11 protein-coding genes are annotated in these 12,034 nt (G+C 41.2%); all 11 read left to right on the forward strand.

Going from position 1 to position 12,034, the window contains the following annotated elements; translation table 11 throughout:
• The first annotated feature begins 14 nt into the window (after positions 1-14).
• Positions 15-704, forward strand: coding sequence for an ATP-binding cassette domain-containing protein (locus HPK16_RS11620; protein ID WP_181677116.1), 690 nt, complete (start codon positions 15-17; stop codon positions 702-704).
• Entirely contained in the window at positions 701-1,894 is a 1,194-nt protein-coding gene (locus HPK16_RS11625; RefSeq protein WP_181677117.1) for an ABC transporter permease, read from the forward strand. The genes HPK16_RS11620 and HPK16_RS11625 overlap by 4 nt, the downstream gene beginning before the upstream one ends.
• 779 nt (positions 1,895-2,673) lie before the next feature.
• Entirely contained in the window at positions 2,674-2,985 is a 312-nt protein-coding gene (gene spoVG, locus HPK16_RS11630) for a septation regulator SpoVG (RefSeq protein ID WP_036082159.1), read from the forward strand.
• Between the two features lie 139 nt (positions 2,986-3,124).
• Positions 3,125-3,439, forward strand: coding sequence for a septation regulator SpoVG (gene spoVG, locus HPK16_RS11635; RefSeq protein ID WP_036061445.1), 315 nt, complete (start codon positions 3,125-3,127; stop codon positions 3,437-3,439).
• A gap of 213 nt (positions 3,440-3,652) precedes the next feature.
• Entirely contained in the window at positions 3,653-5,026 is a 1,374-nt protein-coding gene (gene glmU, locus HPK16_RS11640; RefSeq protein WP_181677118.1) for a bifunctional UDP-N-acetylglucosamine diphosphorylase/glucosamine-1-phosphate N-acetyltransferase GlmU, read from the forward strand.
• A gap of 88 nt (positions 5,027-5,114) precedes the next feature.
• Entirely contained in the window at positions 5,115-6,071 is a 957-nt protein-coding gene (locus HPK16_RS11645) for a ribose-phosphate diphosphokinase (RefSeq protein WP_036082163.1), read from the forward strand.
• 309 nt (positions 6,072-6,380) lie between these two features.
• Positions 6,381-7,094 carry a response regulator YycF gene (gene yycF / locus HPK16_RS11650; protein WP_036082165.1) on the forward strand — a complete coding sequence of 238 codons (714 nt, stop codon included), beginning with the start codon at positions 6,381-6,383 and terminating at the stop codon, positions 7,092-7,094.
• Between the two features lie 5 nt (positions 7,095-7,099).
• A complete protein-coding gene (walK, locus tag HPK16_RS11655) occupies positions 7,100-8,929 on the forward strand; it encodes a cell wall metabolism sensor histidine kinase WalK (RefSeq protein ID WP_181677119.1) in 1,830 nt (609 codons plus the stop codon).
• Entirely contained in the window at positions 8,926-10,221 is a 1,296-nt protein-coding gene (locus HPK16_RS11660) for a YycH family regulatory protein (protein ID WP_181677120.1), read from the forward strand. The genes walK and HPK16_RS11660 overlap by 4 nt, the downstream gene beginning before the upstream one ends.
• The gene (locus tag HPK16_RS11665) at positions 10,221-11,066 is read left to right on the forward strand and encodes a two-component system regulatory protein YycI (RefSeq protein WP_181677121.1); all 846 of its coding nucleotides are present in this window, start codon (positions 10,221-10,223) and stop codon (positions 11,064-11,066) included. The genes HPK16_RS11660 and HPK16_RS11665 overlap by 1 nt, the downstream gene beginning before the upstream one ends.
• Before the next feature lie 111 nt (positions 11,067-11,177).
• A complete protein-coding gene (locus HPK16_RS11670; protein WP_181677122.1) occupies positions 11,178-12,011 on the forward strand; it encodes an MBL fold metallo-hydrolase in 834 nt (277 codons plus the stop codon).
• Positions 12,012-12,034 lie beyond the last annotated feature (23 nt).

A 12,034-nucleotide genomic window follows, 5' to 3' on the forward strand; every position in this document is an offset into this window, starting at 1 on the left:
AAGGAGGTGATCGCGTGACTAGTCCACTTATTGATATGAGAAATTTAACGAAAACATATACACTTGGCGGCGAGACATTTAAAGCATTGGACAATGTAACGCTTGCTGTTGAACAAGGCGAATTTTTAGCGATTGTCGGACCTTCTGGCTCTGGTAAGTCAACCTTGATGAACATGATTGGTTGCTTAGATGTGCCGGATTCCGGTGAATATCATTTGGACGGTGTCGATGTGGCAACGTTAAACGATAACAAACTGTCTGCTATTCGTAATAAGAAAATCGGATTTATTTTTCAACAGTTTAATTTATTGACGAAATTATCGGCGCTTGAGAACGTCGAATTACCGCTGATTTATGGTGGTATGGGTGTTGCGAAACGGGAAGAAATTGCACTTGATTGTCTTCGTAAGGTTGGGCTAACAGATAAGAAGCAGAATTTACCGACGCAATTGTCTGGTGGGCAACAACAACGTGTCGCGATTGCACGTGCGCTTGCGGCTAACCCACAAATTTTGCTAGCTGATGAACCAACTGGGGCGCTTGATTCCAAAACTGGTAAAGAAGTTATGGGGATCTTGCAAGAACTGAATCAGGCTGGCAATACAATCGTAATGATTACACATGATCTGGATATCGCGAATTACGGAACGAGAACGATTCGAATTCAAGATGGTCAACTTTTCAATGAGGGGGTAGCAAAATGATCCGCCAAAGTATGAAAATGGCCTGGAAGCAATTAAAAACAAGTAAAATGCGTTCCTTTCTGACAATGCTAGGAATTATTATCGGGGTATCTTCGGTTATTTTGCTAGTATCACTCGGTAAAGGTGTAACCGATCAAGTCAACAGCCAAATGGGAGACCTAGGCTCGAACTTGGTGACGGTAATGAATACATCGACTAATCCTAATGATAAATTTACGTACGATGATGTTCTGAAGTATAAAAATATTGATGGTGTCAAAAGTGTTTCTCCTGAACTCTCAGGACAAGTCAAAGCAACATTTGATTATAAATCAAAAGACTTGAAGCTTATCGGCACAAACGAGCAATATAAAGATGCTCGTGGATTGAAGCTAGATACCGGTCGCTTTTTATTGCCAATTGATGTCGAGTATGGACAAAAAATTGCTGTAATCGGACCAAATGTAGCTAGTGATTTATTCGGCTTCTCAGATCCGGTAGGGGAATATATCCGCGTAAATGGGATGCCTTATAAAGTTGTCGGCGTTCTAAAAGAAAAAGGCGCGTCGATGATGGGGTCGAGTGATGATCAAGTATTTGTGCCTTTGACCGCAGCGCAACGCATGCTAAAAGATACGAATGTCCGGACGTTTTATGTAGAAACGGATACAGCAGAAGATGTAGATCGTGTTGTTAATACCTTAGAATCGCGTTTATCTATCCATTTTGACTATAATGCAGCTGACTCTGCAAGTGGTGAATCGGCGCCGTATCAAGTTATTAATCAGCAAGAAATCTTAAATGCGTTTGATACGATCAGTTCGACGCTTACAACAGCGCTTGGAGCAATTGCCGGCATATCTCTTGTTGTCGGTGGTATTGGGATTATGAATATCATGCTCGTTTCTGTATCAGAACGGACCAGAGAAATCGGTATCCGCAAAGCTTTGGGTGCGAAAAAACGTGATATCCTGACTCAATTCTTAATTGAATCTATCGTCATCAGTGTTGTCGGTGGTTTAATCGGAATTGCGATAGGTGTATCCGGAGCCCTTGCATTTGGTTCCATTGCGGGTATACCATCTGGAATTACCGCATCAACAATCATTGGCGCGTTCCTATTCTCGATGTTTATCGGTGTCATATTTGGCATTACACCAGCGAATAAAGCGTCAAAATTACGCCCAATCGATGCGTTACGATCAGAATAATGTATATAAAAAAGAGGATTTATGTAAAATAATCCTCTTTTTTTATTATATAGCTACATAACAATGCGTCTAAAAGTCCTTTTTTTGCGCAAATGTTTGAATTTAAGTCATAAATCGAGCTGTCATATATTTTTAATCTGTTTGTCATAATTGTGATGAAAATGCTTGTGAAAAATGTGTTTCATCCTAAAATGTAAGTTTATAAAAGTATGATAAACCCTTTCGCTTCAATGCTTATAGATGAAAAATAAAGGATGTTACTAACTGTCATAATTCAGGCGTGTTTGTAAAAATAAATAAAAAATGATGTGCAAAAAGGAGTATGAAAAACGATCAATACGCCATTTTTTGTATACTAAAAAATAGGTTGTTTTTGGCTTTTCCTCTTGGAATATTATAGAATGAAAGAAATATTGGGTATTAAACATTGCATATAAACGTTATACTGGCAGTCGTTTGTGGCTTTTTTTATAAATTATTATTTTATAGTATACAATTATTCATTTATAAAAAACAATGCATTTTTGTCAATAAAAAATGCACTATAAACAGCATTTTTATGTACGAAGTCACAAAGTTGTCAAATTTAGCTTTTTTTATTATGATGTTGTTAGAGAAAAATTCTGGGCTTTCCTTTTTGGGAACAAGGAGTAATTTAATAATTGCTTTTTGTATGGGAGAAATGTCGAGGGAACAATTCTCTAGTGTTATCTTTATGATGTTGCGTGTGTGTTGAATCAACAAGTAGCATGTCAACAAGAGCTAAGGTGGTGAAGAAAATGGAAATTACAGATGTGAGATTACGTCGAGTTGAGACTGATGGAAGAATGAAAGCTATTTCTTCAATTACTATTGACGGTGAATTCGTAGTACATGATATTCGCGTGATTGATGGTAATGATGGATTATTTGTAGCAATGCCAAGTAAACGTACTCCAGATGGAGAGTTTCGTGACATCGCTCACCCAATTAATTCTGATACTCGTGCTAAAATTCAGGACGCTGTCTTAGTTGCTTATGCAGAAGCTGATGAAGTTGTCAGTGAAGTAGAGGAAGCAGCACCAGAAGCGGAAGAAGGAAATGAAGACTAAACACTACTTTTTATAGGACCTGGGTAAATACTTGTTGTGAATAGCAAATCTAAAGGGAGACTAAGTTTGTCCCAAGTAACAAGATAAAATAACCCGAAAAAACTATGAGAAGACAAAATGGGATAAGGAGTGACTAATAATGCAAGTAACTGATGTGAGATTACGTCGTGTAGAAACTGATGGAAGAATGAGAGCTATTGCTTCCATAACTTTAGATGAGGAATTTGTTGTTCATGATATCCGTGTTATTGACGGCAACAACGGTTTATTCGTAGCAATGCCAAGTAAACGTGGCGTTGACGGTGAGTTCCGTGACATCGCCCACCCAATCAATTCTGATACTCGTGGAAAAATCCAAGAGGTTGTACTTGCTGAATATGTTCGTGTAGGCGAAGAAGAGTCAAGTGCCGTATCAGAAGATGTAGCAGTTGAAGAAGAAGTAACTGCGGAATAATTAATAATATAAATCCAAACAACCAGCCCAGCGCTGGTTGTTTTTTGTTGGGGCTGCGCGAAATGAAATGAGCTACAGACCCAACAATACGAGCGCTTGTCGTCGAGTTACTTAGAGTAAACACAAGATTAGGTTCTAATTGCATCTTGAAAAAAAGGTTGTTTTACGGTATTATCATTATGAAGAATAGTGGATAATTGGAGGGTCTTGTCAATGATGAAAAGATATGCGGTTGTTTTAGCGGCTGGGCAAGGTACAAGAATGAAGTCGAAGCTTTACAAGGTTTTGCATCCTGTATGTGGAAAACCAATGGTAGAACATGTTGTAGACCAAATCAGTCAGCTTGAACCGGATGAAGTCGTGACGATTGTTGGACACGGTGCGGAACAAGTGCAGACCCATTTGGAAGATAGAAGTGTGTTTGCTTTGCAGGAGAAACAGTTAGGGACTGCTCACGCGGTTTTACAGGCGAAGAGTGTACTTGGTGACAAAGAAGGTGTAACGCTTGTTGTGTGTGGTGATACGCCGCTTATTCAAGGTCATACAATGGAAGACTTAATGAAGTATCATCAAGAAAAGCGTGCCAAGGCAACTATTTTAACGACTGTCTTAGATGATCCAACGGGATATGGACGGATTATTCGGGACGATTTAGGAATTGTAGAGAAAATTGTTGAGCACAAAGATGCGTCTGAAAAAGAGCAACGCGTGAATGAAATCAACACGGGAACATATTGTTTTGACAATCAAGCTTTGTTTGAAGCGTTGGAAAAAGTATCCAACGAAAATGCGCAAGGTGAATATTATTTACCAGACGTTATCAAAATTTTAAAAGATGAAGATGAGGTTGTTGCGGCTTATCGAATGGAGAATGCGAAGGAATCGCTTGGTGTTAATGATCGCGTAGCTTTGGCAGAGGCGCAAGAAATTATGCGTCACCGAATCAATGAGAACCACATGCGCAATGGTGTAACGTTGATTGATCCAGCAAATACGTATATTGATGTCGATGTTGAAATCGGTCAAGATACCGTTGTTGGACCGAACGTTGCGATTCATGGGAAAACAGTTATCGGTGCTGATTGTGAGATTACAGGCGCGAGCGTGCTTGATAATGCGACTCTTGGTGAACGTGTGCAAGTGAGACATTCTTCTATTTATGACAGCAAAGTTGGCGATGACGTTCAAGTTGGGCCTTATTCGCACCTACGCCCTGAATCTGAAATCAGCGAAGGCGTGAAAATTGGTAACTTTGTGGAAACGAAGAAAGCAACGATTGGCAAAAACTCGAAAATCCCGCATTTTATCTACATGGGTGACGCGGAAATCGGCGAAAATGTCAATATCGGTTGCGGTTCTATCGCAGTGAATTACGATGGCAAAAATAAAGCCAAAACAATTATCGGTGATGACGTCTTTATTGGTTGCAACTCCAACTTGGTAGCACCGGTGAACATTGGCAATCGTGCCTTTGTAGCAGCAGGCACAACGGTTACAAAAGATGTACCAGAAGATGCCCTTGCTATTTCTCGTGTGAAGCAAGAAAATAAAGAAGGATACGCGAAGAAACTGAATTTCGGTAAGTAGTCATTTGTGGGTGGGGTTGTACTTCGGTTCTGCCACTGTGCAATCCCAGCCATTTAAAAATTATATAAAATCTATGTGGAGGCTGATTATGTCTAACGATTATTTTGATCCAAAGTTAAAAATTTTCTCTTTAAATTCCAACCCAGCACTGGCGGCGGAAATCGCGGAAGTAGCAGGAATTAATTTAGGGAAGTCCAGCGTGACCCATTTTAGTGATGGTGAAATTCAGATTAATATTGAAGAAAGTATCCGTGGTTGTCACGTCTATGTTGTGCAGTCCACTGGTTTTCCTGTTAACCAAAATCTGATGGAACTTTTGATCATGATTGATGCACTTAAGAGAGCTTCAGCAAAAACAATTAACATTGTGATGCCGTATTACGGTTATGCTCGCCAAGACCGTAAAGCGCGTAGTCGTGAGCCAATCACGGCAAAACTCGTGGCTAACCTGATTGAAAAAGCAGGAGCTACACGCATGATTACACTAGATCTTCATGCACCGCAAATTCAAGGTTTCTTTGATATTCCAATCGATCATTTGAACGCGGTTCGTTTGCTATCAAACTATTTCAGCTCGCATCATATCGATGAAGATTTGGTTGTTGTTTCACCAGATCACGGCGGTGTAACAAGAGCTCGTAAGATGGCCGATCGTTTGAAAGCGCCGATTGCAATTATTGACAAACGTCGTCCACGCCCAAATGTGGCGGAAGTAATGAATATCGTTGGTAATGTAGACGGTAAAGTGGCTATTTTGATTGATGATATCATTGATACAGCAGGTACAATTACACTTGCAGCGAATGCTTTAATCGAGAGTGGCGCAACGAAAGTATATGCTTGTTGCTCACACCCAGTCCTGTCAGGTCCGGCGATTGAACGCATTAATAATTCAGCGATTGAGAAATTAATCGTGACTAATTCGCTCGTTTTACCAGAGGATAAATGGATTGACAAAATCGAACAATTATCTGTAGGACCGTTACTTGGCGAAGCAATCGTCCGCGTACACAAAAACGAGTCAGTAAGCCCATTATTTGATTAATACAGAAAATACATAGCGCAGGCCTCCTTCCTAGGATGTCTGCGTTTTTGTTTAGGAAAGTACAAATCTCCCTCCCAACTTTTCCTATCCTGAAGATATTATGTTATAATGATGATTGTGATAGTCTATCATTTGATAAAGGTTGCCATAACTAAAAATAAGGCAAGCGTGGATTGTTACATGGGAAATAAAGCAGTCATTTATCTCATAAAGAAAGACATTTTTCAGTTGCAACATAAGGGTTATTTCTCAAAAAAATATATGGTATCGCCAATGGAGCGATTTTAGAAATGGGAGGACTGGTTAAAGATGGCCGAAAAGAAAATTCTAGTTGTAGATGATGAAAAACCGATAGCTGATATTGTGAAATTTAATTTAAATAAAGAAGGTTTTGACGTATATTGCGCGTATGATGGTGATGAAGCGATTGATTTAGTGGAGGAAATTCAACCTGATTTGATTCTACTCGATATTATGTTGCCTGGGCGCGATGGTATTGAAGTGTGTCGTGAGGTTCGTAAAAAATATGATATGCCAATTATTATGGTGACGGCAAAAGACTCAGAGATTGATAAGGTGCTAGGCCTTGAGCTAGGTGCGGATGATTACGTGACAAAACCGTTTAGTAATCGTGAGTTGATTGCGCGTGTGAAAGCGAATTTGCGTCGTCATAGTACCGCTGGAAGTGCTGCGGCAGAAGAGGAAGAGAACAGTGAACTGGAAATTGGTTCGCTTATTATTCATCCGGATGCGTATGTTGCTTCTAAACGCGGTGAGACGATTGAACTGACTCACCGTGAGTTCGAATTGCTACATTATTTGGCGAAGCATATGGGACAAGTTATGACGCGTGAGCATTTATTGCAAACGGTTTGGGGTTATGACTATTTTGGCGATGTGCGGACGGTTGATGTGACGGTGCGCCGCTTACGTGAGAAAATTGAAGATAATCCAAGTCATCCAGCATGGCTTGTAACACGACGGGGAGTAGGCTACTATTTACGTAACCCTGAACAGGAGTAAACATTATGCGGAGAATGAAGTTTTTTCAATCGGTCCAATTTAGATTTGTCATGATTTATTTGTTGCTTATTTTGGTAGCAATGCAAGTAATAGGGGCTTATTTTGTGCGAGAATTGCAGGACCAATTGGAGAAGAACTTTAAAACAGCGATTACTAATAGTGTGAATTTATTGGAGTACAATGTTCGCGAAGAAATGTTGAAATATACGAACGATGACCAGACGAAACTCGAGAGTGACATTCAAAGTATGTTGCTCGATTTCGTTCGTGGTAGCAATGATTTTGAGAACGTGCTCGTTGTAGACGATAAGCTGAAAATCATTGGGACCTCAGATGTGGACAATCAAGGTATTGTTGGACAGGTCTCGACGAATAAGATGATTAAAAACACGATAAATAGTGGGAATGGCGAAAATAAAATCTTCATGGGGAAAAATCCAAAACGGCAAATTTGGGTGGATGTTACCCCGATTACTTCAAAAGGAGAGGTTATTGGCGCCATCTATTTGGCTACGGATATTGAATCGGTGTATGAGCAGGTTGATAGTATCACGAGTATTTTTATCACAGGGACGCTCCTTGCGATGATTATTACGGCGATTCTAGGAATTCTGCTTTCACGAACGATTACGAAGCCAATTACGGATATGAAACGTCAAGCTTTTGCGATGGCACGCGGGAATTATACGCGGAAGGTAAAAGTGTACGGCATGGATGAAATTGGCCAATTGGCGGAATCCTTTAATGCGCTAACGAAACGGGTGCAGGAAGCGCAAGCCATGACGGAGGGGGAACGGCGGAAGTTATCGTCGGTGCTTTCTTACATGACAGATGGCGTGATTGCAACGGATCGTCGCGGAAAGGTTATTTTGATTAATTCGCCGGCTGAAAAGATGCTGAAAATGGCGCATGAAAGTGCGAATGGGAAACCAATTATTGATGTGCTTGGCGTGGCGGATGACTATTCTTTTGATGATTTGATGGAGTTGGAAGAGCCGCTTACAATGGATCGCAGTACGTTTGAGGAGCCATATGTTTTACGGGCGAATTTGTCGGTTATCCAACGTGAAACTGGTTTTGTGAACGGGATTATTGCCGTTTTACATGATATTACGGACCAGGAAAAAGTGGATCAGGAACGCCGCGATTTTGTATCGAATGTGTCACATGAGCTTCGGACGCCGCTTACGAGTATGCGTAGTTATTTAGAGGCGCTAAGTGATGGTGCATGGCGGGATGAAGAGATTGCGCCACGTTTTCTTGAGGTGACGCAAAGCGAGACGGAGCGGATGATTCGCTTAGTGAATGATTTGCTGAAATTATCACGGATGGATAGTGGACGTACGAATTTGGATAAGAATTTTGTGAATTTTAATGATTTCTTTAATCATATTATTGATCGCTTTGAGATGATGAAGAAGGATGGCACAACGTTTAAGCGTCAGTTTACGCGTGAGCCGGTTATTATTGAAATTGATGAAGATAAAATTATGCAGGTGATGGATAACATTATCTCGAATGCGAATAAATATTCACCAGATGGTGGCCGTATAACGTTCTACTTGCGGAAACGCGAGGATGCGATTGAGGTTAGTATCAGTGATGAAGGTATGGGGATTCCTGAGGAGGACTTGACGAAAGTCTTTGATCGTTTCTTCCGTGTGGATAAGGCGAGGTCAAGGGAGATGGGCGGAACTGGTCTGGGTCTTGCGATTGCGCGTGATGTGATTACAGCGCATGGTGGCGAAATCTGGGCGGAGCGTAATCGCGGGAAAGGCACAACTATCTCGTTTACGTTGCCATACAATGATTTACCGGAGGATGATTGGGAATGAAGGGTACAAAAATAAGAGGAATTATCCTCACTGTTCTTGTAGTTATCAGCGTTTTCCTAAGCTACAGCCTCTGGAAAGTGCAGCCGGATTATGAAGTGATTGATAATGAGACGGTGAAAAAGGAGCAAATTGCAAAGTTACGACAGCCAGAACAGGTTTTTAGGCCGACAATGGTGTATTATCATCAGAATGACAAGCATTATATGACGCAAAATTTAACGATGATTAACGCGCTTGTGAAGGCTGGGACGACATTTGATTTTTCTGAATTGGTGCGGACGGATAAAATGACGGCGAGTTACCAAGGAATGATGCATCAGAATAATTCGATGGAACTTGTTTTCCCGAATGCTGTGCCGCTTTCGATTTACAGTCAGGTTTTTAGATTGAAGGGTGATAATTTTGACTCGAATTCGTTTAATCGGATTACGTTTAATTTGACTAAGTCGGAGAATGGTTTGTTCTCGGTGTATTTTGGAAATGACTCGAATGAGCAGATTTATCAGGGGTCCATTCAGCAGGAACAGGTCGAAACGTTGAAGCAAGTTTTGACGGAGCAGAAAACGGCGATGGCTCCGGTAAATGAGTTGTATAAGAATAAGCAGTATTTATTCTTGAATGATGCGCCGGTGAAGTTGCAACAGCAGCAGTATGTAATTGAGACGATTGATATTGGATTGTTTAAAAATGCGCTGTTTGGTGATGGGAGCAAAGTGAAAGGGCAGGATAACTCGTTTACGAATGGTTCGAGTTCGATGACGGTGAATCCAGAAGAAAAGGTGCTCACGTATGTGGATCCAGCGCAAGAGCGTCGGGATACGTCGCAGCTTAGCAGTGCGATGAAGTCGGAGCAGATTCAGTCGAGTTTTAATTTTGTGAATGATCATTGGGGCTGGACGGGAAATTATTATTATTCTGGGTACTCGGCGGATAGCTCGACAACCGCATTTTCTTTGTTTGTGCAGGGCTTGCCGGTGTTTAACAAGGATGGCATGTCGCAGATTTTGGTGACGGAGGGGACGGAAGGCGTGTATAAATATCAGCGTCCGTTCTTCAAACTTGGTGCGCAAATTACGACGGAGTCAAAAGCAGTGACATTGCCGAGTTCGGTGAGTGTTTATGAGAACCTAATTAAGACCGTGGATCCAGACGATATCCAGATGATTGTCCCTGGGTATGTGATGGGATATGAGCAAAATAATAACAGCTATAATCGTGTTGTGGAGCTGAAACCGGCTTGGTTTTATAAATACAATGGTACGTGGACACCTGTTGTGGGAGGCGAATCGTAATGGATTGGAAGAAAACAGAAACGATTTTTATTATCGCCTTCTTGATTTTGGATATTTTCTTATTGATATTGTTCATTGATTCTAGAATGTCTTCTTCGCCGACGCCTCTCGTTAGTCAGACTTTGGAGGAGAAGTTGAAATCTGAAAATATTACGTATGGTAAGATCCCGTCTAATCCAGAGAAGGGGTCTTATTTAACCACAGAGCCACTTGCTTTTACGCAGAAGGATATCAATGATTTGAAGGGACAGAAGATTTCGGTTTTGAATGCAGATCAGCGGATTTATTCGGTGCTAGTCAAACCTGTAAAGATTGATCCGGAGAAGTATGGTGCGGACTTGATGCCATTTTTGAAGAGTGATGTTTTTGAAGGGGATCGGTATACGTATTGGGGTTATGATTCCGATAGGCGCGAGATGACGTTTAATCAGAAAATTGATGGACGACCTGTGTTGTTTAATACGAATGGCCAGATTGTGTTTAATTTGAATAAGGATAATGAGGTTATTTCTTATCGGCAAACGATGCTTGGTGATCCGAAGATGTTCGATGAAAAGGATGATGTGATTTCGGGAACGGATGCATTGGAGGTACTTCATCAGCATGGTGATTTAAAGCAGAATAGTAAGATTGTGAATACGACGCTCGGTTATTACAATTTGGTTAGTTTGCCGAGTTCGGACGTGTACTTGCCTGTGTGGGCTTTCGAGGTGAAACACGAGAAGCAGACGACATTTTTCCTTGTGAATGGCTTGGAGGGGTCTGTGATTAACTCGAGTGATTTGCAGGCAAATGAAGAAATACCGAATTCGGAGAGTGACGCTGTTCAGAAAGCGCGGCAGTAGATTGGAAAGTGGGAGAGCCTTGGAAAATGTGAGGTTTCTCCTTTTTTCGTGCAATTGTGTTTTTTTCGTTGTACAATAAGATTATGGAATTTTTAAGGGGGCTAGAAAGCGATGTTTGCAAAGGAAATCAAGACAGCGAATCAGGCAACGGATCAGCTCCGTTTTAGTATATTGGCAAGTGGTAGTTCAGGAAATGCAACGCTCATTGAGACGGCGGATCAGACTATTTTAGTGGATTGTGGTTTGAGTGGAAAGAAAATCGAGCATTTATTCAGCGAAGTTGGGCGGAGTATGACGGATGTGGATGCGATTTTGGTAACGCATGAGCATGTGGATCATATTAAAGGACTGGGCGTTCTGGCGCGACGCTATGAGGTGCCTGTTTACGCGAATGCGAAGACATGGGCTGCGATGGAAACGTCGATTGGTGAAATTAACACGGCGCAAAAATTTCAATTTGATATGGAAACGGTGAAATCATTCGGTAGTTTGCAAGTGGAATCGTTTGGCGTTTCGCATGATGCAGCTGAACCGATGTTCTATATTTTTCACAGTGGCAAAAAGAAGTTCGTGATGATTACAGATACGGGTTACGTGAGTGATCGGATGAAAGGGCATATTGCGAATGCTGATGCCTACCTTTTTGAGAGCAATCATGATGTGGAGATGTTGCGCATGGGGCGTTATCCTTGGAATGTGAAGCGTCGTATTTTGGGCGATGAGGGTCACGTTTCGAATGAGGATGCTGGTATCGCGATGAGTGAAGTGATTGGCGACGCGACGAAGCGGATTTATCTTGGACATTTGAGTAAAGATAATAATATGAAGGATCTCGCGAGAATGGCTGTTTCGCAAACCTTGGCTGGTGAGGGTATCATTGTCGGTGAGCAAATTGATCTATTTGATACAGATCCGGAGATTCCAACACCGATTTTTACGATTTAATATGATTTATAGCAAAAATTTTA

Source organism: Paenilisteria rustica, from assembly GCF_013820765.1.
Classification (GTDB): domain Bacteria; phylum Bacillota; class Bacilli; order Lactobacillales; family Listeriaceae; genus Listeria_A; species Listeria_A rustica.

Excerpts from the sequence above, each read along its gene's own strand:
- spoVG (WP_036061445.1), top strand. The coding sequence starts at position 3,125 with ATGCAAGTAACTGATGTGAGATTACGTCGTGTAGAAACTGATGGAAGA.
- HPK16_RS11660 (WP_181677120.1), top strand. The coding sequence starts at position 8,926 with ATGAAGGGTACAAAAATAAGAGGAATTATCCTCACTGTTCTTGTAGTT.
- HPK16_RS11645 (WP_036082163.1), top strand. The coding sequence starts at position 5,115 with ATGTCTAACGATTATTTTGATCCAAAGTTAAAAATTTTCTCTTTAAAT.
- glmU (WP_181677118.1), top strand. The coding sequence starts at position 3,653 with ATGATGAAAAGATATGCGGTTGTTTTAGCGGCTGGGCAAGGTACAAGA.
- walK (WP_181677119.1), top strand. The coding sequence starts at position 7,100 with ATGCGGAGAATGAAGTTTTTTCAATCGGTCCAATTTAGATTTGTCATG.
- spoVG (WP_036082159.1), top strand. The coding sequence starts at position 2,674 with ATGGAAATTACAGATGTGAGATTACGTCGAGTTGAGACTGATGGAAGA.
- yycF (WP_036082165.1), top strand. The coding sequence starts at position 6,381 with ATGGCCGAAAAGAAAATTCTAGTTGTAGATGATGAAAAACCGATAGCT.
- HPK16_RS11625 (WP_181677117.1), top strand. The coding sequence starts at position 701 with ATGATCCGCCAAAGTATGAAAATGGCCTGGAAGCAATTAAAAACAAGT.
- HPK16_RS11665 (WP_181677121.1), top strand. The coding sequence starts at position 10,221 with ATGGATTGGAAGAAAACAGAAACGATTTTTATTATCGCCTTCTTGATT.
- HPK16_RS11670 (WP_181677122.1), top strand. The coding sequence starts at position 11,178 with ATGTTTGCAAAGGAAATCAAGACAGCGAATCAGGCAACGGATCAGCTC.